The sequence below is a fragment of the Ruegeria sp. HKCCD4315 genome, assembly GCF_013112245.1.
In the GTDB taxonomy this organism is placed as follows: Bacteria; Pseudomonadota; Alphaproteobacteria; order Rhodobacterales; family Rhodobacteraceae; genus Ruegeria.
The window spans coordinates 1214898-1238342 of the sequence record NZ_WVRN01000001.1; the positions used below are offsets into that span (position 1 = coordinate 1214898).

Annotated in this window: 23 protein-coding genes; 8 read left to right on the plus strand and 15 right to left on the minus strand. The window is 57.3% G+C overall.

Annotated features, from left to right (window positions below):
* Positions 1-41: 41 nt before the first annotated feature.
* The 4 genes from GS646_RS06090 to mltG all read left to right on the plus strand — a co-directional run bounded on the left by GS646_RS06090 (position 42) and on the right by mltG (position 4066).
* A complete protein-coding gene (locus tag GS646_RS06090) occupies positions 42-581 on the plus strand; it encodes a GNAT family N-acetyltransferase (protein WP_171185824.1) in 540 nt (179 codons plus the stop codon).
* Positions 582-704: 123 nt separating this feature from the next.
* On the plus strand, positions 705-1448 hold the full coding sequence (locus tag GS646_RS06095; protein ID WP_171185822.1) for a HisA/HisF-related TIM barrel protein: 744 nt from the start codon (positions 705-707) through the stop codon (positions 1446-1448).
* Positions 1449-1642: 194 nt separating this feature from the next.
* Positions 1643-2908: a beta-ketoacyl-ACP synthase II gene (fabF, locus tag GS646_RS06100; RefSeq protein WP_171185820.1), complete on the plus strand. Its 1266-nt coding sequence runs from the start codon at positions 1643-1645 to the stop codon at positions 2906-2908.
* Entirely contained in the window at positions 2909-4066 is a 1158-nt protein-coding gene (gene mltG / locus GS646_RS06105) for an endolytic transglycosylase MltG (protein ID WP_171185817.1), read from the plus strand.
* Between the two features lie 85 nt (positions 4067-4151).
* Here the strand turns inward: mltG and GS646_RS06110 are convergent, their stop codons facing one another.
* On the minus strand, positions 4152-5417 hold the full coding sequence (locus GS646_RS06110) for a DEAD/DEAH box helicase (RefSeq protein ID WP_171185815.1): 1266 nt from the start codon (positions 5415-5417) through the stop codon (positions 4152-4154).
* 799 nt (positions 5418-6216) lie between these two features.
* Here GS646_RS06110 and GS646_RS06115 point away from each other — a divergent pair.
* Positions 6217-8733 carry a glycoside hydrolase TIM-barrel-like domain-containing protein gene (locus tag GS646_RS06115; protein WP_253746590.1) on the plus strand — a complete coding sequence of 839 codons (2517 nt, stop codon included), beginning with the start codon at positions 6217-6219 and terminating at the stop codon, positions 8731-8733.
* Between the two features lie 276 nt (positions 8734-9009).
* On the opposite strand, the gene GS646_RS06120 is transcribed toward GS646_RS06115, so the two are convergent.
* Positions 9010-9348 (minus strand): TraR/DksA C4-type zinc finger protein, encoded by a 339-nt coding sequence (locus GS646_RS06120; protein WP_171185813.1) that lies wholly within the window; start codon positions 9346-9348, stop codon positions 9010-9012.
* 84 nt (positions 9349-9432) lie between these two features.
* On the opposite strand from GS646_RS06120, the gene cysE reads away from it, so the two are divergent.
* Complete coding sequence (gene cysE / locus GS646_RS06125) at positions 9433-10242, plus strand: serine O-acetyltransferase (RefSeq protein ID WP_171185811.1); 810 nt, start codon at positions 9433-9435, stop codon at positions 10240-10242.
* Between the two features lie 7 nt (positions 10243-10249).
* Here cysE and GS646_RS06130 read toward each other — a convergent pair whose 3' ends face one another.
* The 6 genes from GS646_RS06130 to pgk form a co-directional block, all read right to left on the minus strand.
* Entirely contained in the window at positions 10250-10492 is a 243-nt protein-coding gene (locus GS646_RS06130) for a hypothetical protein (protein ID WP_171185810.1), read from the minus strand.
* Between the two features lie 155 nt (positions 10493-10647).
* On the minus strand, positions 10648-11946 hold the full coding sequence (locus GS646_RS06135; protein WP_171185808.1) for a pyruvate dehydrogenase complex dihydrolipoamide acetyltransferase: 1299 nt from the start codon (positions 11944-11946) through the stop codon (positions 10648-10650).
* 14 nt (positions 11947-11960) lie between these two features.
* On the minus strand, positions 11961-13331 hold the full coding sequence (locus GS646_RS06140) for a pyruvate dehydrogenase complex E1 component subunit beta (RefSeq protein ID WP_171090679.1): 1371 nt from the start codon (positions 13329-13331) through the stop codon (positions 11961-11963).
* A gap of 15 nt (positions 13332-13346) precedes the next feature.
* The gene (gene pdhA, locus GS646_RS06145) at positions 13347-14336 is read right to left on the minus strand and encodes a pyruvate dehydrogenase (acetyl-transferring) E1 component subunit alpha (RefSeq protein ID WP_171090677.1); all 990 of its coding nucleotides are present in this window, start codon (positions 14334-14336) and stop codon (positions 13347-13349) included.
* A 176-nt stretch (positions 14337-14512) separates the two neighbouring features.
* Positions 14513-14812, minus strand: coding sequence for a septum formation initiator family protein (locus tag GS646_RS06150; protein ID WP_171185806.1), 300 nt, complete (start codon positions 14810-14812; stop codon positions 14513-14515).
* Between the two features lie 163 nt (positions 14813-14975).
* Entirely contained in the window at positions 14976-16166 is a 1191-nt protein-coding gene (gene pgk, locus GS646_RS06155) for a phosphoglycerate kinase (protein WP_171647647.1), read from the minus strand.
* A gap of 133 nt (positions 16167-16299) precedes the next feature.
* Here pgk and GS646_RS06160 point away from each other — a divergent pair, with 133 nt between their 5' ends.
* Together GS646_RS06160 and GS646_RS06165 are read left to right on the plus strand one after the other, a co-directional pair.
* Positions 16300-16806, plus strand: a complete 507-nt coding sequence (locus GS646_RS06160; RefSeq protein WP_171090671.1) for a peptidylprolyl isomerase — start codon at positions 16300-16302, stop codon at positions 16804-16806.
* Complete coding sequence (locus tag GS646_RS06165; RefSeq protein WP_171185802.1) at positions 16799-17356, plus strand: peptidylprolyl isomerase; 558 nt, start codon at positions 16799-16801, stop codon at positions 17354-17356. The genes GS646_RS06160 and GS646_RS06165 overlap by 8 nt, the downstream gene beginning before the upstream one ends.
* Positions 17357-17402: 46 nt before the next feature.
* On the opposite strand, the gene GS646_RS06170 is transcribed toward GS646_RS06165, so the two are convergent.
* The 7 genes from GS646_RS06170 to GS646_RS06200 form a co-directional block, all read right to left on the minus strand.
* Positions 17403-18245 (minus strand): alpha/beta fold hydrolase, encoded by an 843-nt coding sequence (locus tag GS646_RS06170; RefSeq protein WP_171185799.1) that lies wholly within the window; start codon positions 18243-18245, stop codon positions 17403-17405.
* A 97-nt stretch (positions 18246-18342) separates the two neighbouring features.
* Positions 18343-19032 (minus strand): aquaporin Z, encoded by a 690-nt coding sequence (gene aqpZ, locus GS646_RS06175; RefSeq protein WP_171185797.1) that lies wholly within the window; start codon positions 19030-19032, stop codon positions 18343-18345.
* Positions 19033-19144: 112 nt separating this feature from the next.
* On the minus strand, positions 19145-19954 hold the full coding sequence (locus GS646_RS06180; protein ID WP_171185795.1) for a zinc-dependent peptidase: 810 nt from the start codon (positions 19952-19954) through the stop codon (positions 19145-19147).
* A gap of 119 nt (positions 19955-20073) precedes the next feature.
* On the minus strand, positions 20074-20574 hold the full coding sequence (locus tag GS646_RS06185) for a polymer-forming cytoskeletal protein (protein ID WP_171090660.1): 501 nt from the start codon (positions 20572-20574) through the stop codon (positions 20074-20076).
* Positions 20564-21895: a DUF5930 domain-containing protein gene (locus GS646_RS06190; RefSeq protein ID WP_171185793.1), complete on the minus strand. Its 1332-nt coding sequence runs from the start codon at positions 21893-21895 to the stop codon at positions 20564-20566. The genes GS646_RS06185 and GS646_RS06190 overlap by 11 nt, the downstream gene beginning before the upstream one ends.
* A gap of 174 nt (positions 21896-22069) precedes the next feature.
* Positions 22070-22960, minus strand: a complete 891-nt coding sequence (locus GS646_RS06195) for a ferritin-like domain-containing protein (protein ID WP_171185792.1) — start codon at positions 22958-22960, stop codon at positions 22070-22072.
* 18 nt (positions 22961-22978) lie between these two features.
* The gene (locus GS646_RS06200) at positions 22979-23440 is read right to left on the minus strand and encodes a peroxiredoxin (protein ID WP_171185790.1); all 462 of its coding nucleotides are present in this window, start codon (positions 23438-23440) and stop codon (positions 22979-22981) included.
* Between the last annotated feature and the right edge of the window lie 5 nt (positions 23441-23445).

The window sequence follows — 23445 nt, forward strand, 5'->3', positions numbered from 1 at the left end:
CGCACTGTTTCCATTGAGGCAAAACTCAAAGTGGACAGGGCATGATAAGATCCACTCCAATGATAAATACCGCGCGTTTGACGCTCTGCGCCATGCGCCCGGAGGATTTTGAACGGTTCGCTGAAATATGGCGTGACCCGTGTGTCGTGCAGCACATTGGCGGTACGCCCCGATCGCGAGGCGAAGCTTGGGACTCTTTTCTGCGCAATGCCGGGCACTGGCAAATGGCCGGATTTGGCCAATGGGGCGTGATGCAGCAATCGACGCGCACGCTGATTGGGCAGGCGGGGTTCTTTTATGGCAACCGACGTTTGGGCGAGGATTTTGATGGCTTCCCCGAAGCAGGTTGGATTTTGGCCCCCGAGGCACAGGGTCAAGGGTTGGGGTATGAGGCGGCCAAGGCGGCTCATGACTGGTTCGACCGTGTGATTCCGGGGCCTTTGGTGGCGATGGTAAACGCATCCAATTTGTCGTCCCAGAAGCTGGCCAAAAAGCTGGGCTATGTTTTGATGCGCGAAGGGGTGTATAATGAAACCCCGGTTCATTTGTTGCGGCGCAACGGACCACCCGCCCGCGCGTAATTCCGCCAGTTCGCTTATATGCCGCAAAATGGCCAAACTGTGCCGATCCCGGTAAATCGGGTTTGGAACGTTCGACCTATGCTACCGGGGATTTTCAGAGCGATTGAGCGGAGGAACAAGCTCATGAGGATTTACCCCACGATGGAACTGCAGAATGGCCGGTGTGTCACGCTGGACAAAGGCCGTCTGGATAACGCGATGATCTGGCACGTGAATCCGGTTGAAACCGCGCGGAGCTGGGCTGAGGCGGGTGCCGAATGGATGCATCTGACCGATTTCGACGCGATTGAAGGCAAAGATACCAACGTCGAACTGGTCGAGGAAATCATTCGCGGAGCAGAGATTCCTGTGCAACTGGCCGGTGGTATGCGCACGCGGGAACAGGTGGAGCATTGGATCGACAAAGGCGTAGGGCGCGTTGTCATCGGCACTTTGGCCGCGCTGGAGCCGAATCTGGTCAAGGAACTTGCCAAGCTGTACCCAGACCAAATCGTGCTGTCTGTCGATGTCTGGCAGGGGTATGTCATGACCGATGGTTGGCGCAACCAGAGCGCGTTCACACCCGAAGCATTCATTGACGCATTCGAAGGCGTACCATTTGCTGCGATTGTCGTGACAGATATCGACAGTGACATGAAAGATGTAGACGCTCAGCTTGGTCTGATTTCCGGAATCGCCGGGCATTCGAGGACCCCGGTGATTGCGAGCGGTGTTGTGCGCACGGCGGACGATATTTCCCGTCTGGCTTATATTCCGAATATCTCGGGCGCAATTGTCGGGCGGGCGCTGTTCCGTAAGTCGCTTGAGTTGTCAGATGCTCTGGAGATGGCTAAGGCCGCACACGAGCCAGTGGCGCAGTTCCAGTAAGCCGAATAAACAAACCATTCCGCCCTTTCTGCTGCGCGCGTGAAAGGGCGGGTACTGAGTTTTTCCCAAAATACGCGTTTCTCTGGGTGATCGGCGGCAGGATGCCGGCGCGGAAATCGCCCTTGCTCTTGCCCCCGCACCCCGGGCCGGGGTATGAGCGGTTCTCATAACAGGAAGCAGGCAAGAGGCACTTCATGCGCAGAGTCGTTGTAACCGGTCTTGGATTGGTCACTCCTTTGGCCAGCGGGGTCGAGGAAACATGGTCGCGGTTGCTGGACGGGGAATCCGGCGCAGGCCCCATCACGCACTTTGATGCGGTCGGCAGCGGGGTCACAACGACCTATGCCTGCGAGGTGCCGCGCGGGGATGGAACCGACGGAACGTTCAATCCCGATGATTGGATGCCGCCGAAAGAACAGCGCAAGATCGAAGACTTCATCCTGTATTCGATTGCGGCTGCGGAAATGGCCTGCAAGGACGCGAACTGGTTGCCGGAGGATGAGGAAGACCGTCTGCGGACAGGTGTTCTGATTGGTTCGGGTATCGGGGGGCTGGGCTCGATTGCCAATACAGCCAATCTGATCCGCGACAAGGGTCCGCGTCGGGTGTCGCCGTTCTTTATTCCGGGTGCTCTGATCAATCTGGCCTCGGGTCAGGTGTCTATCCGCCACGGGTTCAAGGGACCGAACCACTCTGTTGTGACGGCATGTTCGACTGGTGCCCATGCAATTGGCGATGCCAGCCGGATTATCCGCGCTGGTGATGCGGATGTCATGGTTGCAGGTGGCGGCGAAGGCTGCATCTGCGAGATCGGGATTGCAGGTTTCAACGCCTGTAAGGCTTTGTCGACGAAATATGCAGACGACCCGAAGAAAGCCAGCCGTCCCTATGATGTCGACCGTGACGGGTTCGTCATGGGTGAGGGCGCGGGCATCGTGGTTCTGGAAGACTACGAACACGCCAAGGCGCGTGGAGCGAAGATTTATGCCGAGGTTCTGGGCTATGGCATGTCGGGTGATGCCTATCACATCACCGCGCCGTCAGAGGATGGCGATGGGGCCGAACGTTCGATGAAGGCCGCGCTGCGCAGTGCCGGGCTGGAGCCGAAAGATCTGGACTACATCAACGCGCATGGCACCTCGACCATGGCGGATACGATTGAGTTGGGTGCTGTGGAACGCCTGCTGGGCGATCATGCGTCAAACGCCACAATGACCTCGACGAAGTCGGCCACCGGGCACTTGCTGGGGGCTGCGGGCGCGATTGAAGCGATCTTCTCGATCCTGGCGATCCGGGATCAGGTGGCGCCGCCGACGATCAACTTGGACAACCCGGCTGTCGAAACACCGATTGATCTGGCACCGAATGCCAAGCGCGAGCGCGAGATCAACGTGGCTCTGTCAAACTCGTTTGGGTTTGGCGGTACCAATGCCAGCGTGATCTTTGGAAAGGTCAGCTAAATGTGGCGGGCCATTGCTTCGAATGCGCTGACCATGTTGGTGGTCGGCCTGTTCCTGATGGGCGGACTGATCCTTTGGGGGCAATCTCAGTACAAAGCGGAAGGCCCGCTTGAAACCGCTATCTGCCTACAAGTCAGAAGCGGGTCGAATATGACGCGTGTTAGTCAGGAACTGGAAGATCAGGGCGCGATCCGCAATGCAACATTGTTCCGTATGGCTGCGGATTATACGGACCGCGCACAGCAGCTGAAAGCCGGTAGCTTTCTGGTACGCGAAGGTGCGTCGATGGAGCAGATCATTGCCGAGATCACCAGCAGCGGGGCCAGCACGTGTGGATCCGAGATCGAATACCGCATCGGCGTGACCCGTGCCCAGACACGGGTACGCGAGTTGAACCCGGCGACGTTGGATTTTGATGAAATCGCGTCTTTTGATGCTTTGGAGGAAGAGGCCCCAGCAGCCTATACCGAAAAGCGTAGTGAAGCGGACACTCGGTATCGCGTATCCTTGGCCGAAGGCGTGACCTCATGGCAGGTGGTTGAAGCGTTGAAGTCCTTTGAGGCGCTGACCGGAGAAGTGACTGAGATCCCGGCTGAGGGTATGTTGGCCCCGGACAGCTATGATGTTGTGGCTGGTCAGGACCGCAATGATGTCCTGAAGGCTATGCAAGACAAACAGCAGCTTCGAATCAACGCGGCCTGGGAAAACCGTCAGGATGGCTTGCCGTTGGAAAGCCCCGAAGAGATGCTGATCCTTGCTTCGATCATCGAAAAGGAAACCGGAGTTCCCGAAGAGCGCGGACAAGTAGCCAGCGTGTTCGTGAACCGCCTGAATCAAGGGATGCGGTTGCAGACGGACCCGACAGTCATCTATGGCGTGACCAAGGGGCAAGGCACTTTGGGTCGGGGTCTGCGGCGCAGTGAGTTGAACCGCCCAACGCCGTGGAACACGTATCAGATCGATGGGTTGCCGCCGACCCCGATTGCGAACCCCGGTTTAGCAAGTCTTGAGGCCGCCGTTGCGCCGGATGACACCAGCTTTGTGTTCTTTGTGGCCGATGGCACGGGCGGTCATGCCTTTGCAGAGACATTGCAGGAGCACAATCGTAACGTAGCCAAGTGGCGCGAGATTGAAGCTGAACGGAACTCGGGAAACTAGACCCAAATTTCAAAACTACGAAAAGAAACGCCGACGTCAGAGGAATATCCGACGTCGGCGTTTCTTTTTGTATTGGCTTTTGGTGTTAAGCGGCAGGGCGTCTGCGGCGGGGTCGGCGACCCTTTCCAGCCGAAGGCTTTCCATCGCCATTGGCTGGTTTGGGTTTGAACCCACGACGGCGATTATTTTGGCGGCGCGCTGGTTTTTGGGGTTCAACACCTTCAGGCATTGTGCCGCTTGCGACGGGAATTTCGATCTTCATCAGTTTCTGAATCTGACGCAGCAGATCGACTTCTTCAGGTGCACAAAATGCAATGGCCTCACCTTCACGCCCGGCACGCGCCGTGCGGCCGATCCGGTGGACATAGTTGTCAGGCACTTCGGGTAGATCGAAATTGAAAACATAAGCAACGCCAGGGATATCGATGCCACGCGCGGCAACGTCGGTGGCCACCAGAATGGTTACCTCACCTTCGCGAAACGCCTTGATCGCGCGGTCCCTTTGCCCCTGGCTTTTGTTGCCGTGGATCGAAGCCGCGTTGTACCCATCGGCAACCAGACCCTTCATCAACCGTTCGGCCCCGTGTTTGGTGCGGGTGAACACCAATGTCAGCGCATCGCTGTCTCGTGAGAGTATTTCTCGCAGCTTTGCTGGTTTTCCGGGTTTCGACACAAAGTGCAGCGACTGTGTGATCTTGTCAGCGGCCTTGCCTGGAGGCGATACCTGAACTCGTTGGGGGTTGGTCAGGTACGCGCGGCTAAGCTCTTCCATCTGTTTTGGCATGGTAGCCGAAAACAACATGGTTTGGCGTGGAGTACCCAGCGCTGGTGCAATTTTGCGCAGGGCGTGGATAAACCCCAAATCCAGCATCTGGTCAGCTTCGTCCAAAACCAGATGGCGAACCGAGCTGAGATCGACGGCGCCACGGTCCATCAGGTCAATCAGGCGACCCGGAGTGGCGACTAGAATATCTGTGCCACGCGCCAGGAACATGATCTGCTTGTTGATCGATTGTCCGCCCACAACTGTCCCAACGCGCAGCTTGGTGCCTTTGGTCAAGACGCGCAGGCTTTCGGCGATCTGGTTCACCAATTCGCGGGTCGGCGCAAGGATCAACGCCTTGGCTGTCTTGGGATCAGGTTTTCCAGGCTGAGCCAGCAGGTGATCAATCAGAGGCAGGCCGAAGGCCAGTGTCTTGCCGGTACCTGTTTGGGCAAGACCCAGAATGTCGTGGCCGTTCAGCGCAAGCGGGATGGCTTGGTTCTGAATCGGGGTAGGCTGTGTGAAATTGGCGCTTTTCAGCGCTTTGTTGAGTGCGGGGGCAAGGCCCAGCATGTCGAAGTCGAACAAAAAACTATCCTTTATGTCCGGAGCTATTGCCCACGGACAGGTCGTGACGGGTCGCGCGCGGCGACCTGCAGGGGTTGTGCGAGACCTCGGGACAGGCAGGCGCACCCTGCGCTATCCGGTCGTCGCGTCAAGAACCCTGCGTGATGGGGAACTGTAATGTGGATCGGGCGCTGTAGGGCGGAAGAGGTCCGCGCAAGCTCACGCAGCAGCGCTTTGATTGGCGGCAAATGGGGGTTGATGGAAGGATTGTCAAGCTGGCATTTGTAAATGGAGCCATGCGTTGGAAGTGAGGGTGTCAAAATTAACGCGATTCTTAGCCCGGTTTCGAGTGACGCCCTGAAGCAAGAGGGTGGTTTTAATGGTTTTTCAACGAGAGCAGTATTCGCGAAGCAGCTATGTCGGGGGCTAAAATCTTACTTCTGCGTACGCTCCCCGTTGCGTTCGTGTTGCGTAACAAATTGACATTGCGTACTTAAATCCGTATGAGTTGTGTCATGCTAGAAGAAGTGGGCAACGGAGGCGGGGAAACCCGGCGGCCGTTTTTCGTTTCTCTCGTGCGGAGAAAACTCACGCATGAGATCTCAGGCAAACATGACTTCGATTACCCCGGAAGAGCGGATTTCCCAGACGGCTGACTTGTTGCAGTCGCTTGAGAGGTCCATTCGCGATCTGCGGCAAGCGGCGGAAGACCTGCGCAAACAGATCGGTGCCGGGGAGGATGCAGATCTTGCTGGTTCAGCCAGGCAACTCGGGCAGTTAGAGGGGCTGATCCGAAGTTGTCAGAAAGTGGAGACAAGCTTTGTCGAACAACATCACAGACAAGCCGGAATCGCCCAAGGGGGCTATGCGCTCGACCTTGAGCGCGCTCGATTTGAAATCGGGTGCAGGTTGGCTCGCCTCCGCCGATGCTGCGGTGCGAGAGAGATTTCTGAGTGAGATCGGGGAGGGGGGGCTGTGTGCCCTCCCTTTCCTGTTTGAGTTTTGGGCGCTGCCGCATCAGTTGCCTCCCGAAGGAAATTGGCGGTCCTGGGTGATTATGGGCGGGCGCGAGGCTGGCAAAACGCGGGCCGGATCTGAATGGGTGCGGTCGATGGTTGAAGGGTCCAAGCCGTTGAATCGTGGTGAGGCGCGTCGTGTGGCGTTGGTCGGTGAGACCTTTGATCAGGTGCGCGATGTGATGATCTTTGGCGATAGCGGGATTTTGCAATGTTCGCCGCCGGATCGACGGCCTGTTTGGAAGGCATCCGAGCGCAAGTTGATCTGGCCCAACGGGGCCGAGGCGCAGGCGTTTTCGGCGCATGATCCTGAGGGATTGCGGGGGCCGCAGTTTGATGCGGCGTGGGTGGATGAGCTGGGCTGTGCGGCAATCGACAAGGGCACAAACCAGCCAAACAAGTTCCTCGACCCCAAGTCCTCGGAATCGCTGTTGCCAGCTTTTTCGAACGGATTGAGGGATGATTACATTCAGGCGCAGTATTTGACCGCGACACTAGGATACTGGAGCGATCCCGCAGTTAATCCAGTGTCACATATCTATGGCGCTCGGATGCTGGATTTGGCGAACGCGTACGTTTGGGCGTGGGATACCCGTCCGTTTCCAACATTTCCAAATCTGCAGAGCCAATGGGACGATGGAGAAAACTATGCCAGAGGGCATTGGCTGAACGGGCGGTCCGGGTCGCGGACACTTGCATCTGTAGTGACCGAAATCTGCCATGGGGCAGGGGTGACAGACATCGATGTTTCGCGGCTTCACGGCGTGGTTCGGGGCTATGTGATCGAAGATGTGACAAACGCACGGTCCGCTTTGCAACCTTTGATGCTGCGTTACGGGTTTGATGCAATTGAACGGGACGGTCAGTTGCGGTTTCAGATGCGAGACGGTTACGGTGCGGTCGCACTCAACCCTGATCATCTGGCCATCAGCAGCGATCTGGAAGGCGCGGTTGAACATCGGCGTGAGGCTGAGGCCGAGATGACTGGTCGGGTTCGCCTGCGCTTTGTGCAGTCGGATGCGGACCATGATCTTGTCGTAGAAGAGGCCGTACTCCCTCAGGACAAAACCCATTCCGTTTCGGTGAATGAAATGCCGTTGTCGATGACCCGGGCAGAGGGTCGTCAAACCGCGGAACGCTGGCTGAGTGAGGCAAGGGCCTCGCGTGATACCGTGCGCTTTGCGCTGCCGCCGTCGCAGATACATCTGGGTGCCGGGGATCTGGTGCGATTATCAGAGGTCGAAAACAGCCCGATTTACCGCATTGACCGACTGGAAACATCGGACCTGCAACTGGCCGAGGCGGTTCGGGTCGAACAAGGTGTCTACAAGGCTTCGGACCTGCGCGAAGATGCTCCGACAGTGAAACCCTATGCTGCGCCGACCCCTTTGCTGCCGGTTTTTCTGGACCTGCCGTTGTTCACTGGCGCAGAAATTCCGCATGCCCCTTATCTGGCTGTCACGGGCGATCCGTGGCCCGGCGCGGCTGCGGTCTATACCTCGTCAAGTGACGAAGCTTACGCGCTGGGCGACATAATCCAGGGCCAAGCGATTGTTGGTGTCACCGAAACCCCGCTGTATCGTGCCAGCGCAGGTGTGTGGGACGAGGGTCCGGCGTTGCGGATCAAGTTGGTGACGGGTCAGTTGGAATCCCGCCCCCGTGGTTCCGTTCTGAATGGCTTGAATCTGGCCGCTATCGGCGATGGGTCGCCGGGCAACTGGGAGGTTTTTCAGTTTTCCGATGCGGTTCTCGAAGCGCCCGGACTCTACGCCTCGTCCGGGCGTCTCAGGGGGCAGTTGGGCACTGACGCGTTGATGCCGGATGTCTGGCCGGATGGCTCAGTTTTTGTTCTTCTGAATTCTCAGATCCAGCAGACAAGTTTGTTGCGCAATGAGCGTCGGATGGCCAAACACTACCGCATCGGGCCTGTGGATCGCAGTTACGATGATCCGTCTTTCCAACATCTGATAGCGTCTTTCGATGGTAACGGATTGCGTCCTTACGCACCGGTGCACCTGAAAGTTCAATCCGGTCTGTCCGGCGATGCATTTTCATGGATCAGACGCGCGCGTCTGGACGCGGATGATTGGTCGGGGCTGGAGATACCTCTGGGCGAAGAAACCGAATCCTATCTGGTGCGCATCCGTGCAGATGGAACATTGCTGCGCGAAGATCTGATCGCGGAACCACGCTGGACCTATTCCGCAACAATAAAGGGGGCGGACGGTTTGACCGGCGCGTATGAGGTCGAAGTGGCGCAGGTGTCAGCCGTCTACGGCCCCGGTCCGTCAACCCGTCTTTTGGTGGGGCAGGCAGCCTGATGCGGCCGGTTCTGCATGGAGATGTCAGTGCCGCAGCGCGTGCTTTATTGGCAGCGCCTCAGGCAGACCGGACCCGTCTATGCGTTCGGATGATTCATGAAGCAGAACTGGCTGACAGGCATCTTGAACGCACGGGGCGACTTCATCCCGTTTACGGCAACGGCTCGCTGATGGCCGTTGCTCGAAACAGAACCCTGGCGCATGAGCCGGGGTTCGACGACTTGCAATATTGCCAATGTTTTGAGACGGTTTTGCACCATCTTTCCAAATTTTTAGTCACCCGGCAGCGCAGTTGACACATCTGATGGCGGCCAAGTCCAGCGTCAGCCGTGCATCCGGAATTCGGTCGCCGCAATCCTCGCAATACCCGTATTCCTCCTCTTCAATGCGTACCAAGGCGGCTTGAAGACGGCTTTTTTCAATATCGCGATTGGTTTGTTGCGCCTTTGCCATGGCCTGGTTTTGCAAGGCATCCATGCGACTCAGTCGGCCAACCGCTTGTTGATCCAGTTCAACGACAGCCTGCGCCTTTTGACCTGACGCTGAAAGCTGTTCCAACTCGGCCAGTCGCTCGCGAATTTTTGTTTCAAAATATGAGCTTTCGAACTCATTCATTTTTGTTGCATTGCAGATCACGGGTTTGCGTTTGGTCTTTTTACCACTAAATGGCATTCTAGGCGCAGCAAAGGATGAAAAGCCATGTTTGAAAAGCGCAGTCACGTAACACCGGTTGATCCGGTTTGGACCCGCATCACATCCGAGGCCCACGCGGCCGTAGAAAAAGAACCACTCATGGGTGGTCTTGTGCACGCCTGTATCCTGCATCACCGCAGCCTTGAACGCGCGCTTTCCTATCGGATTTCGGCCAAGCTGTGCTCGAACGAGATGTCGATGATGGTCTTGCGAGAGATTGTCGACGAAGCATATGCCGATGATCCACATCTGATCGAAGCGGCGCGGGCCGATCTGATGGCCGTTTACGAGCGTGACCCCGCATGTCACCGCCTGTTGCAGCCGATCCTTTACTTCAAAGGGTATCAGGCGATGCAGGCCTATCGGGTTGCGCATTGGCTGTGGACAAAGGGTCGCTATGATCTGGCCTATTTTTTCCAGATGCGCTCGTCCGAGATTTTCGGGATCGATATTCACCCGGCTGCAAAGATCGGTAAGGGCATCATGATTGACCATGCCCATTCCATCGTTATTGGAGAAACAGCGGTTGTCGGCGATAACGTTTCAATGTTGCATTCGGTAACGCTGGGCGGAACCGGCAAGGAAGAGGAACAGCGCCACCCCAAGATCGGCAACGGGGTTCTGATTGGGGCCGGAGCGAAAGTTCTGGGCAATATCGAAGTTGGCCATTGCAGCCGTATCGCTGCGGGTTCAGTGGTTCTGCAACCTGTACCGGCTTGCAAAACAGTTGCCGGTATTCCAGCGAAGATCGTGGGCGAGGCGGGATGCGATCAGCCTGCGATCTCGATGGACCACATGCTGGGCAAAGACCAGTAGGTAAAAATCACTTCAAGCGGTTGGTGCGTTTCTCCAGCCGCTTGCGCTTGCGTTCCTCTCGTCTCTGCTGACGCAGTTCTTTGCGCCGTTTTTGTTCAGCTTTCTGTTCGGCAATCGCCTCAGGGTCGTTGTTTTTGAATTTCGAGTGCTCGCCCGGATAACTGTTCGGTTTCGCAGAGACCTCGCTTGGTGTCGTCCCAGCCAAAAGGACCAAAACTACCAGGCTTTTTACAAGGTTCTTGCGGACCACAGAGCACCCTCCTTCTGACTTAATCTTGTAGAAGAAGGTGGGAGGTCAATGCGCTTTAGGCAATTGATACGCCAATCACACGGGTTCAATTCAGCGCCAAATGATCAGATGACCCCCGCCCAACACGAGCTTGGGCGAGGGTATGTTTCAGTGCCTCAGGCCAGCATGACCATCGGATTTTCCAGATTGTCGACAATGGCCTTGAGCAGTTCTGCCCCCAGCGCTCCGTCGATGACGCGGTGATCCACGGACATTGTGACAGACATAACGGTTGCCACGGTCAGCTCGCCATCATCTCCGACAACAGGCTTTTTCACACCGGTCCCTACAGCCAGAATTCCGGCATGTGGCGGGTTTACGATTGCATCGAAGTTGTCGATGCCAAACATACCCAGATTTGAGACGGCAAAGGTGCCGCCCTGATACTCATGCGGTGCCAGCTTGCGTTCGCGGGCGCGGGCTGCAAGGTCTTTCATCTCGGTCGACAGGGCGGACAAGGACTTCGTGTCAGCATCTTGCAGAACCGGGGTGAACAGGCCGCCCTCAATCGCAACAGCAACGGCGACGTCCGAAGGCTTCAGTTGCAGCACGCGGTCACCCGCCCAGACTGCGTTACAGGCCGGAACCTGTTGCAGTGCGTTTGCGACAGCTTTGATGATGAAATCGTTGACGCTCAGCTTGACGCCACGGCCTTCCAACTGCTTGTTCAACTGGCTGCGGAACTTGAGCAACGCGTCCAGCTTGATGTCACGACGCAGATAGAAATGCGGGATGGTCTGTTTGGCTTCGGACAGGCGCGCGGCGATGGTTTTGCGCATACCGTCCAGCTGGATTTCCTCGTACTCGCGCCCTTCATACATCCGAGCGACCATGTCTGCCGACGGCCCGGTTGGTGCCGCAGGCGCAGATGGAGCAGCGGTAGCAGGCGCTGGAGCAGCTGCAGCCGGTGCGGCTGTGGCGCTTTCCACATCCGCCTTGACGATGCGACCATGCGGGCCAGAGCCGGCGATCTGCGATAGATCAAGACCTTTTTGCGCCGCAATGCGACGGGCCAGTGGTGAGGCGAAAACACGACCGCCATCAGCCTTGACCGGAGCAGCCGGGGCAGGGGCAGAGGCTGGCGTCTCGGACGCCGCTGGCGCTGCAGTTTCTGCTGCGGGCGCAGCCGCAGGCGCGGCGGCAGGCGTCGCACCAATGTCATCTGCGCTTTCGCCGTCTTCCAGCAGAACAGCAATGGCGGTGTTGACCTTAACGCCTTCGGTTCCCTCGGCGATCAGGATCTTACCGATGGTGCCTTCATCAACGGCTTCGAACTCCATCGTGGCCTTGTCGGTTTCGATCTCGGCCAGCAGGTCGCCAGAGGAAACAGTGTCGCCTTCCTTGACCAGCCATTTGGCAAGCGTGCCTTCCTCCATGGTGGGTGAAAGGGCGGGCATCAGAATTTCGGTGGGCATCTGTCTGTCGCTCCTTACCGGTAGGTCACTTGTTTGACGGCGGCGATCACCTCATCGGTGGTGATCAGGGCCAGCTTTTCGAGGTTCGCGGCGTAGGGCATCGGTACATCTTTGCCGGTGCAGTTGATGACCGGGGCGTCGAGATAGTCGAACGCTTCCTGCATCACGACCGAGCTGATGTAGCTGCCGACCGAGCCTTGCGGCCAACCTTCTTCCACAGTCACCAGACGGTTCGTCTTCATCACCGAGTTGATGATTGCGCCAGTGTCCATCGGGCGGATTGTGCGCAGGTCGATAACTTCGGCACTGATGCCTTCTTCCGCCAGTTTGTCGGCGGCTTCGAGTGCGTATTGCATGCCAATGCCGAAGCTAACGATGGTCACATCCGAACCTTCACGCCAAATACGCGCCTTGCCCAGCGGGATGGTCAGGTCATCCACCTGCGGCACGTCGAAAGAACGCCCGTAGAGGATTTCGTTTTCCAGGAAGACAACCGGGTTGGGGTCGCGGATCGCCGATTTCAGCAGACCTTTAGCATCGGCTGCCGAGTAGGGCATCACCACCTTCAGGCCGGGTATCTGCATGTACCACGCTGCATAGTCCTGAGAGTGCTGCGCAGCCACTCGGGCGGCGGCACCGTTAGGACCGCGGAACACGATGGGGCAGCCCATCTGACCGCCTGACATGTAAAGCGTCTTGGCAGCAGAGTTGATGATCTGGTCAATCGCCTGCATGGCGAAGTTGAAGGTCATGAACTCGACAATCGGTTTCAGACCTCCAAAGGCTGAACCAACGGCGATGCCTGCAAAACCGTGTTCGGTGATCGGCGTATCGATCACGCGCTTGGGTCCAAACTCGTCCAGCAGACCTTGGCTGATTTTATACGCGCCCTGATATTCGGCGACTTCTTCACCCATCAGGTAGACGTCTTCGTCACCACGCATTTCCTCGGCCATCGCGTCACGCAGCGCTTCACGGACGGTTTCGGACTTCATCTCTGCATCTGCGGGCCAATCGGGCGACAGGTCAACGACCGGAGCAGCGGGGGCAGCGGCAGAAGCGGGGGCCTCAACCGCCGCAGGGGCGGCCTCGGTCACCGCTGCGGCTGCGGGGGCAGCCGCTGGCAGGGCAGAGGCGTCTTCGCCTTCTTCCACCAGAACCGCGATAGGGGTGTTCACCTTGACCCCTTCGGTACCTTCAGCGATCAGGATCTTGCCAATGATGCCTTCATCAACGGCTTCAAATTCCATCGTCGCCTTGTCGGTTTCGATCTCGGCCATGATATCGCCAGAGCTTACAGTGTCGCCTTCCTTGACCAGCCATTTGGCCAGGGTGCCCTCTTCCATTGTGGGCGAAAGGGCGGGCATGAGAATTTCGGTTGCCATGTCTTATTCGTCCTCTCAGGCGTAAATGTCAGTCCAGAGCTCTTCGACGGAAGGCTCGGGGCTTTCTTTCGAGAATTCGGCGGCTTGATTGACGACCTCTTTGATTTCTTTATCGATCGCCTTCAGATCATCCTCGGTTGCGTGTTTGCCGGTCAGCAGCAGCTCGCGCACATGTTCGATCGGATCGCTTTGTTCGCGGACCTTCTGAACTTCTTCGCGGGTGCGGTACTTGGCCGGGTCAGACATCGAGTGGCCGCGATACCGGTAGGTTTTAACCTCAAGGATGTAAGGGCCTTTGCCCGCACGGCAGTGGGCCACGGCTTTCTCACCTGCGGCCTTAACCGCCAACACATCCATACCGTTGACGATCTCGCCGGGAATGCCAAACGCCTCGCCGCGCACGTAGATGTCTGGCGACGATGTTGATCGCGCCTGCGCTGTACCCATAGCGTATTGGTTGTTTTCGATCACAAAGACCACTGGCAGATCCCAGAGAGCAGCCATGTTGAACGTCTCATAGACCTGACCTTGGTTGGCCGCGCCATCACCGAAATAGGTGAATGTCACGCCACCGTTCTCTTTATATTTGTCAGCAAAGGCCAGACCTGCGCCCAGCGGAACCTGTGCACCAACGATGCCGTGACCGCCATAGAAATGCTTCTCTTTCGAGAACATGTGCATCGAGCCGCCCTTGCCTTTGGAAAGGCCGCCTTCGCGCCCGGTCAGTTCGGCCATAACGCCGCCCGGATCCATACCGCAGGCCAGCATATGGCCGTGATCGCGATACGAGGTGATGCGTTTGTCACCTTCCTGTGCGGCGGCTTCGAGGCCGACAACAACCGCTTCCTGTCCGATGTAAAGGTGGCAGAAGCCGCCAATCAGACCCATACCGTAAAGTTGACCGGCCTTTTCCTCGAATCGGCGGATCAGCAGCATCTCGCGGTAGTAGGTTTTGAGCTCTTCCGCAGAAACATTTGGTTTCTTTGTGGTTTTTCGCGCAGCCATTGTGGCGATCTCCCCCTTTCGGACAGATAGTTTAGCGTTAAACTATCTTCTAAAGCATTTCGGGCGATCTGGCGAGTGTTAATGTGACGCAGCGTCGGTTTACGCTAAGCTGCGCTTATCAAAGCAAAATGAATTGTTGGTAGAGAAGGGCTGCTCGACGAAAAAACCAAGTCCGCTTAGCGAATGACGATCTCGTCCGCGCGGATCATACCCAGAACCGAGCGTGCCTGCTGGTCCAGAAGGTCCAGGTCAAGATAAGTGTCAGATAACCGTAGCGTCAGGTTCTCCATCTCGGCGATCTCGGTATTCAGCTTCGCCAAATCGCGCGACAGAGCGTCCCGTTCCGCTGCAATCTCGACCCGCCGGAACAGGCCATAATCTCCTTGTACGGCGGCAAAGGTGAAATAGACACCCAGCATGAAAGCCACCGAGAAGAAAGCAACTGCGCCCAAACCGGGCCGATGGGAACGGGACACTCTGTTTACCGCCGTATGAAAACTTGCCTCAATAACGGGTCCTTTTCGAACCTCTTTCAGCACTATGTCACAGGTGATTCGGCTTGTGAATCCCCTGATTCCCAAAAATCAGGGGATGAGTCAGAATGTCTCGCAAGGTAAGCGAAAGCGCGCCGCGACAGGACTACTGTTCCAATGCGGCTACACCGGGCAGAGTCTTACCCTCCATCCATTCCAAGAACGCGCCGCCCGCAGTGGAGATGTACGAGAAATCATGCGCCGCGCCCGATGCGTTCAATGCGGCAACGGTATCGCCGCCACCGGCAACTGAGACCAACTGGCCCGAACGGGTCAAAGCCGCCGCTTTCAATGCGGCCGCATTGGTCGCTGCATCAAAGGGTTCCAATTCGAACGCGCCAAGCGGGCCGTTCCAGATCAGCGTTTTGCTTTTTGCAAAGATCTCGGTGATCGCGGCGACGCTTTCAGGACCTGCATCCAGGATCATGCTGTCTTCGGGGCATTGATTTGCGGGCAGGACCTGATGCGGAGCATGGGCTTCGAATTTGTCTGCAACCACAATATCCGTGGGCAGAACAATGATGCAGCCTGAGCTTTCGGCTTTGGTCAGGATTTCGGCAGCGGTATCCTTCATGTTCCGCTCAGCCAGCGATTTGCCGACGTTCAGACCTTTTGAGACCAGAAAGGTATTGGCCATGCCACCGCCAATGACAAGATAGTCCACCTTGTCGATCAGATTGCCCAACAACTCCAGTTTGGTGGATACTTTTGCACCGCCTACGACAGCAGTTACGGGCCGTTTAGGGGCACCCAGTGCGCCTTGCAGCGCTTGCAATTCGGCTTGCATCAGGCGACCTGCACATGCGGGCAGAAGGCGCGCCAAAGCCTCGGTCGAACTGTGGGCGCGGTGCGCGGCTGAAAACGCATCGTTGCAATAAACGTCCCCCAGCTTGGCCATGCCTGCGGCCAGATCAGCGTCGTTCTTGGTCTCGGCTGCGTGAAAGCGCGTGTTTTCCAGCAGCAATACCTGACCCGGTTGCAACGCATCGGCGGCCAGTTCAGCCTCGGTGCCCACGCAATCGGCTGCAAACAGGACAGGGGCGCCAAAGGTGCTTTCCAGTGTCGGCACCAGTTGCTTGAGTGACAAGTTTTCGCGTCGCTCGCCACCCGGGCGACCGAAATGGGCCAGTAGGATCGGCTTACCACCGGCGGCCAGAATATCGCGCACTGTCGGTGCGATCCGCTGGATACGGGTGGCGTCGGTCACAACACCGTCAACGACAGGGACATTGATGTCCACGCGCACCAGCACGCGTTTGCCGTTCAGATCCATATCGTCCAGTGTTTTCCAGCCCATCGTGCAATCCTTCCCAGTGGCAACCGATTTAGGCGGTTCTTTTCCTGCATTTTGCCCTCAGGTCAATGCGTCACTTGGCATTCACGCGCTTGGCGCATAGGTATTTGCGCAAGACAAACGACAGGAGGGCCACATGGCCGAGATCAAAGATCCCGAAAACACAATCATCATCGAGCTGAAAGGCGGTAACGTCGTCATCGAGCTGTTGCCCGACGTGGCCCCCCAGCACAGCGCGCGGATGAAGGAACTGGCCCGTGGCGGAGAATATGACAACGTAGCCTTTCACCGTGTGATCGACGGTTTCATGGCGCAAACCGGCGACGTTCAGCACGGCGATATGGAAGACGGCTTCAACCTGCGCATGGCGGGCACCGGTGGGTCGTCACTGCCGAACGTTCCTGCCGAGTTCTCCAAACTGCCCCATGATCGCGGCACGCTGGGCGCGGCACGGTCGCAAAACCCGGATTCGGCCAACTCTCAGTTCTTCATCAACTTCAAGGACAACCACTTCCTGAACGGTCAATACACCGTTTATGGCCGCGTGATCGATGGCATGGAGCATGTGGATGCCATCGTTCGGGGCGAGCCGCCAGCGAACCCGGATCGCATGATCAGCGTCAAAGTGGCCGCCGATGTATAAGCTGGCTGCGGTTTTTGCACTGGTGACCAGCCCGGCACTGGCCAGCGGTCTGCAGATTGAGGTCGAAGGGGAAGGGGCCAATGGCACCATCTCGATCGACTTGTTCGAGGACGTCGCTCCCAAGCATGTGGAACAGATCACTGCGCTGGCCACCGACGGTCAGTATGATGGCGTCGTGTTTCACCGCGTGATTGACGGCTTCATGGCACAAACCGGCGACGTGCAATACGGCAATTCCGGTGCGGACGGGTTTGACATGCGTTACGCTGGACGCGGCGGATCCGACCGTCCTGATTTGCCGGCCGAATTCTCCGAGGTCACCTTTGACCGGGGCGTGGTCGGCATGGCGCGTTCGAACGATCCGGATTCGGCCAATTCGCAGTTTTTCATCATGTTCGAACCCGGCCCGTTCCTGGACGGGCAGTACACTGTGGTCGGTCAGGTGACCGATGGCATGAACGTGGTGGATGCGATCAAACGCGGGCATTCCCAGACCGGAGCGGTCACGGGCCAGCCCGACGTGATGAAAAAAGTCACCGTCACTGAATAAGCAGTGAAAGCCCGGCGCGGCCCAAAGCGCCGGGTTTTTCTATGGTTTATTGATCGATAAAGTCGCGGATAGCTTGCGTATAGGCATCCGGCTTCTGAAACGAAGCAAAGTGACTGACATCTTTCAGAACAAGCAAGTCTGCCCCCGGAATAGCCTCGGAAATTGCCTGCGAATGTGCCATTAGGATAGCTTCGTCATGCGCGCTTTGAACGACCAGTGTCGGGACAGTGATCGACGACAGCGCCTCCAAACCACCGGGTTTTTCGGTGCTCCACATAGCAGCAACCCCGCCCAGGAACGCTTCGAATCCATCTGGCGTGGGGGACATTGCTGCATAATCTTCGGCCATCATGCCGACATAGGCGCCAAACACTTCGTTGGTTTCTACTGACGGATCGATGCCATCCAGCGTCACATTACCCGCATGAGCAAAATGACTGGCCAACCGTTCCGGGTTGGTGCTCGAAATCGAATAGCCGATGTTGGCCCCGTCGGACCAGCCAACCAGATGCACTTGATCGATCTCCAGATGATCCAACAAAGCCAGGTAATCCTGCGACAGCAATCCGTAGGAATATGTGCTGCCATCATTGGTTGATCGCCCGTGCCCGCGAGTGTCGGCAACGATCACGGTGTGATCTGCGGCAAGATCCGCAACCTGCGCTGCCCAGATGTCACCATGCGCCAAGCCACCATGGATCATTAAGATCGGTGTGCCCTCTCCGTCTCCATAGGTGGCGTAGTACATATTGATCCCATTGATTTCAGCAGTTCCGGACGTGTTGGCTGGGGGCATCTCTGGGGCTGCTGGGATGCTCAGCCGCGGGTCGGCAGCCCAACTGGCGGTGGCCAGGCATCCCAGTACAAATGTAGTCGCTGTAATCTTCATAATATCCTCCCGTTGATCCCGAGCCTTGGTTCAGCCGGGCGTTACGGAAGGATACGCTTGTTTTTTACTGACAGGGAAAAAACCGAGTCAGTTCACGTTAGTCTTCAGATGAAGTCACTTTCCAGATCAACGCACCGACCGCGCCGCCGATCAGGGGTGCCACCCAGAACATCCAAAGCTGTGCCAGCGCGGGGCCGTCTGCGAACAGGGCGACTCCGGTGGACCGGGCGGGATTGACCGATGTGTTGCTGACCGGAATTGACACCAGATGGATCAGTGTCAGTGCCAGGCCAATGGCAATCGGTGCGAAACCAGCCGGTGCCTTATCTGAAGTTGCGCCCAGAATGATGAAGATGAAAAAGGCCGTCATCACAATTTCGATCACCAGAACGGACATCATCGAATAGCCTTGCGGGGACGCGTCTCCGTATCCGTTTGATGCGAACCCTCCGACCCCTTCGAAACCGGGTGCTCCGCTAACGATCAGGTACAACACAATGGCGGCTGCAATCGCTCCGACAACCTGAGCGACCCAATAGGGCAGCAGATCTTTGGCTGGAAACCTTCCGCCAATCATCAGCCCCAAGCTGACCGCCGGGTTGAAGTGACCGCCAGATATCGGACCAACCGTGTAGGCCATTGTCAGAACCGTCAGGCCGAAGGCGAAGGACACGCCAAGCCATCCGATGCCGACATCTGCAACTCCTGCGGCCAAAACGGCACTGCCGCAGCCTCCGAGAACCAGCCAAAAGGTACCGAAGAACTCGGCAAGTAATTTTGACGACATGAAATTTCCTCCACAATGCGATGAGGTTAACTGTAATTCAAAAATTAACTTTTGTTAAATTGAGGCGAACGGGGAATTTCCCGGATGCCCTCTCACCCCAGGCGACAACCGACTAATGCCATTGTGCAGGATCCAGGTGAAAAAGTTTCGACAGCTGTTTGTAGACCTCTGGGTCAGAGTTGCGGAGTGCCTTTGGTCGCTCAAAGAACACTTCAACTGAAACGGCGAAAAACTCTTCGTGCCCTTCCGCGCCGTAGGGGTCAATTACGGTTGGGCGTCCCATTTCAACGGCCTGTACATGGGCGTCATAAGCCGTCAGAAACGCGGCCTCCCACTCCGAAAAGCTCTGGTTGGCGCTGAGAACGGGCACACCATTGGCCGACCCTGTCAGATCGTCGATCTGATGTGCGAATTCGTGAAAGACAACGTTTTGTCCGTCATGATCGTTCATCGCACCACGTTGGCTGTGCGCCCAGGACAGGATCACCGGGCCGCGATTCCAGCTTTCGCCAGTTCGCACGATTTCTTTTTCGGTGACGACATAACCGCTGTGTCGGCTCTGTCTGGATTTGAAAGCACTGGGATAGATTAGGATGGTGGTGAGGTTGTCATACCAAAGCTCAGTATTCACAACCAACAGACAGGCTTGCGCGGCGATGGACATCTGCATGTCTTCTGTGACATCCAGACCGTCGCAACCTATAAACTCGACCTGATCGAGAAACAGGTTGATTTTGCCTTCCAGCTTTGCGCGCAGGTCTTGCGGCACTTTCTGCAGGATCGGGACCTGAGCGTCGATAAGCCGTCGTTGCTGATCGCTCAGCGGCGCGGCCAGCAGGGCCCGGCGGGCCTGTTGCTTTGACCAAAAGTAATACGCCACACCACCAGCGATCAGGGCGACAAGTAACAAAAAAACCAACATGGTCCGACCCTAACGCGATGTCAGCGGGATCAAAACCAGTTTCACAGGCAAGCAGTTGTTATAAAAAAAGACGCCGCAGGTGTTTCTGCGGCGTCTCGGGTCTGACCTGAAAGGTCGAATTATTGTTTGACGTCAGCCGCCGGGTTCGACCCCCCCTTGGCGCTGCGGCCAGGGTTCAGCGGATCGTCCTGACGCTGCACCGAACCTTCGAAATGCGCACCGCTTTCGATGGCGATGGTCTTGTGGATGATGTCGCCTTCGACACGCGCGGTCGAGGTCAGGCGCACCTTCAGGCCACGTACCCGGCCAACGATGCGGCCGTTGATCACGACGTCATCGGCGGTGACTTCACCTTTGATGGTTGCAGATTCACCAATGGTCAGAAGATGAGCACGGATGTCGCCTTCGACAGTGCCTTCCACCTGAATGTCACCGGAGGTCTTGATGTTGCCGGTGATGTGCAGATCCGAGGACAGAACCGACGCAGGCGGCTTTGGCTTGGGCGCAGTGGCAGGTTTCGACTCGGTTGGAGCAGGGGCCGCTGGGGTCGCCGGAGCGGCAGGTTTGGCCGCCTCAGGTGCCTTGGATGCGGGCTCGTTGATTTTGCTTTTAGAAAACATTTCTCGCAGCCTTGATGTAAGTCATTGGGTTCACGGGCTTTCCGTTCACGCGCACCTCATAGTGCAAATGCGTGCCGGTGGACCGTCCGGTGCTACCCATATCAGCAATATGATCCCCGCGCGAGACCCTTTGACCAACCTTGACGTTGATCTTGGTGTTATGAGCGTAAAGTGTCTCAATTCCAAACGCGTGCTTGATTTTCACAAGCCGTCCGAAACCCGACTGCCAACCTGCGTGGGTGACCACACCGTCTGCTGTCGCGAAGATATCAGTGCCGTGCGCACCAGCGAAATCCGCACCGTTATGCATCCGACGACCTCCGGTTTTGGGGTCGCGGCGTGTGCCAAATCCGCTGGTGAAACGCACTGCACTGTTGACCGGGCTGGCGAAGGGGGCCTTTTCCGCAGCAATCCGGTACAGGTTCAACTGATCCATCTGTTGAAGCAAAATGTTCGCGCGGGCCTCGTCGGCAGACAGCTCGTCCTCCTCGCCACGCGTGCTAAGGGATAAAGGGGTCAGCGGACCGCCCATACCGCTATATCCGCGCCGGACCTCTTCGATGATACGATCGGTGGGCATCCCCGCCTGGCGGAACATCTTGTCCAGCGGTTCGACCGAGATCACCATGGCGTCTTCCAACTGGCGGAAGATCGCGTCGCTGCGCTCTTGCATCAGACGAATTTCCAGTTCCAGTTCGTCCCTCTGAACCAATGCATCTTGCGCGTCCGAAGCGATCTGGTCGCGTTCTTCGGCAGTGCGTGCCAACGCATCCGTCATGAAGGCCATCTGCACCGGGGCGGTAGAGGCCGTCATATACATGTCGGTGTCACTGGTTTCCTGCTTCAGGGTCGCCAGCTCAGTCCGTGCCTCTTCCCGTTGCTTCATGGTGCTGCGCAGGGTGGTTTGGATGACCTCGATGCCGGTCTCAAGCTCGCGGCGGCGGTTTTCCGACGCCAGCAGCTCGGACTGCATAGCGGAAATCTGCTCAAGCGCTGCATTAAATCGGTCTTGGGCCGCAAGGGCCTCTTGCGCGCGGGCGTCCCGTTCTGCGGACAGGATGTTCAGGCGTTCCTGATAGGTCGCCTGATCGCGTTTGGCTTGTTCTCTGAAGTTGCCAGACCCGATGCTGTCCATCAGCAGAATGGCCGTCGCGACCGCTGTCCAGCCGACCATGACAGCAACGCCAGCCACCGCAATCACCTGCGTTTCCGAGCTAAGCCGGATAAAGCGTGTGTCCTTGTCAGATTTCAGAAAAACCCGGCGTTCCGGGAAATGCCGCTCCAGCAGCGAATGTAACTTTATTGTCAGACGTGTTCGCACGCGTCTTACCTCTCATCCCCAAGATCGGGACCGGTCGTGGTGCAATAGCCGTCCCTTGGGCCGATTGCATAAACGGCTCGTCGTGAACGGGCAAGTTTGTTGACCAATCTGCGTCAAACGGCGCAAAAATCCCCCTGAGATCGGCGAGAACTTGCCGAAAATAACGAAGAAGTGTCAGTTTGTGACTTCTCCGGGCGCAGGCAGATCCTCGGTCAGGGGCCAATAGAAATCGGGTGGCAAGCCAGCTTCAGCGCGCTTTTCCTCGTTAAAGGGTGGTTTCAATACGCCGTGAAAATAGCGTCGGACCAGCGCGTGAAACACATCCTTTGGGTCGGCATTTTCGCGACCGCACAGGAAATGAAACCATTTCGAGCCATAAGCAACATGGCCGACTTCTTCGGCATAGATCACCTCAAGAGCCGCAATGGCTTGGTCCAACGTGGCCTTGCGAAAGATCTCGATCATGCCGGGGGTGACATCCAGACCGCGTGCCTCAAGCACCATGGGAACAACGGCCAGCCGCCCCATCAGATCTTCGGCAGTGTCCTCGGCAGCGCGCCACATGCCTGCATGGGCGGGCAGGGCGCCGTAATGGCTGCCCATGCTTTCCAGGCAATCGCAAACCATCTCGAAATGGCGCGATTCTTCTTCGGCGCATTTCACCCAGTCGTCGTAGAACCCGATGGGCATGGAAACGTGACCGAACCTGGCAATGATGTCCCAGTGCAGATCGACGGCGTTCAATTCGATATGGGCCACGGCGTGCAACAGCGCGATACGCCCGGCCTCGGTCCCGGGTTTCCGCTTTGGCACTTCGCGGGGCGACAAAAGCTCGGGCTTGTCTGGGCGGGCGGGGTTCAAGGGGGGTGTTGCCGTGCCAATCTCGATTGGGTCAGTTTCGCCCTTGCGAGCAGCAAACCAAGCGGCGGCGTGCGCTTTGGACAGGGCGGTCTTGGCCCGCCCGTCCGCTGTTGTCAGAACCTCTGTCGCCATCTGTGTCAGTGTCTTGGTCACGGGGTCGCTCCGCCTCGGTCGTGTCGAGGCGGGTCTTAAACCGGATGGCATGACAGGTCGAGGGGGGGCTTACAGCGCCTTCACCGCCTCAAGCACCTCGTCCACATGACCGGGCACTTTGACTTTGCGCCAGACCTTGGCAATGCGACCTTCAGCATCAATTACAAAGGTCGAACGTTCGATGCCCATCGACTTGCGCCCATACATGTTCTTTTCCACCCAGACGCCATAGTCCTCGCAAACGGTCGAGTTTTCATCCGACAGAAGCGGCGTGGTCAGCCCATGCTTGGCCACGAACTTCTCATGCTTTGCGACGCTGTCGCGTGAGATGCCGAAAACGTGAGCACCCGCATCCGCAAAGGCCTGAAGCTGTTCTGAAAAACCGATGGATTCCTTCGTGCAGCCCGGCGTATCATCACGGGGATAGAAGAACAAAACCACGGTGCCACCGCGCAACGCCGAAAGCGTCACCTCGCCACCGCCGTCGCGCGGCAAAGTGAAGTCGGGGGCCATGTCAGAAATATCGGGCATTGGAA

What these genes read in the sequence shown, in the direction of transcription:
- GS646_RS06185 (WP_171090660.1), bottom strand. Translation starts at nt 20,574, where the DNA reads ATGTTTTCTAAAAGCAAAATCAACGAGCCCGCATCCAAGGCACCTGAG.
- GS646_RS06095 (WP_171185822.1), top strand. Translation starts at nt 705, where the DNA reads ATGAGGATTTACCCCACGATGGAACTGCAGAATGGCCGGTGTGTCACG.
- aqpZ (WP_171185797.1), bottom strand. Translation starts at nt 19,032, where the DNA reads ATGTCGTCAAAATTACTTGCCGAGTTCTTCGGTACCTTTTGGCTGGTT.
- GS646_RS06165 (WP_171185802.1), top strand. Translation starts at nt 16,799, where the DNA reads ATGTATAAGCTGGCTGCGGTTTTTGCACTGGTGACCAGCCCGGCACTG.
- cysE (WP_171185811.1), top strand. Translation starts at nt 9,433, where the DNA reads ATGTTTGAAAAGCGCAGTCACGTAACACCGGTTGATCCGGTTTGGACC.
- GS646_RS06200 (WP_171185790.1), bottom strand. Translation starts at nt 23,440, where the DNA reads ATGCCCGATATTTCTGACATGGCCCCCGACTTCACTTTGCCGCGCGAC.
- GS646_RS06140 (WP_171090679.1), bottom strand. Translation starts at nt 13,331, where the DNA reads ATGGCAACCGAAATTCTCATGCCCGCCCTTTCGCCCACAATGGAAGAG.
- pdhA (WP_171090677.1), bottom strand. Translation starts at nt 14,336, where the DNA reads ATGGCTGCGCGAAAAACCACAAAGAAACCAAATGTTTCTGCGGAAGAG.
- GS646_RS06120 (WP_171185813.1), bottom strand. Translation starts at nt 9,348, where the DNA reads ATGAATGAGTTCGAAAGCTCATATTTTGAAACAAAAATTCGCGAGCGA.
- GS646_RS06135 (WP_171185808.1), bottom strand. Translation starts at nt 11,946, where the DNA reads ATGCCCACCGAAATTCTGATGCCCGCCCTTTCACCCACCATGGAGGAA.
- GS646_RS06090 (WP_171185824.1), top strand. Translation starts at nt 42, where the DNA reads ATGATAAGATCCACTCCAATGATAAATACCGCGCGTTTGACGCTCTGC.
- GS646_RS06170 (WP_171185799.1), bottom strand. Translation starts at nt 18,245, where the DNA reads ATGAAGATTACAGCGACTACATTTGTACTGGGATGCCTGGCCACCGCC.
- GS646_RS06180 (WP_171185795.1), bottom strand. Translation starts at nt 19,954, where the DNA reads ATGTTGGTTTTTTTGTTACTTGTCGCCCTGATCGCTGGTGGTGTGGCG.
- GS646_RS06160 (WP_171090671.1), top strand. Translation starts at nt 16,300, where the DNA reads ATGGCCGAGATCAAAGATCCCGAAAACACAATCATCATCGAGCTGAAA.
- fabF (WP_171185820.1), top strand. Translation starts at nt 1,643, where the DNA reads ATGCGCAGAGTCGTTGTAACCGGTCTTGGATTGGTCACTCCTTTGGCC.
- GS646_RS06195 (WP_171185792.1), bottom strand. Translation starts at nt 22,960, where the DNA reads ATGCCATCCGGTTTAAGACCCGCCTCGACACGACCGAGGCGGAGCGAC.
- pgk (WP_171647647.1), bottom strand. Translation starts at nt 16,166, where the DNA reads ATGGGCTGGAAAACACTGGACGATATGGATCTGAACGGCAAACGCGTG.
- mltG (WP_171185817.1), top strand. Translation starts at nt 2,909, where the DNA reads ATGTGGCGGGCCATTGCTTCGAATGCGCTGACCATGTTGGTGGTCGGC.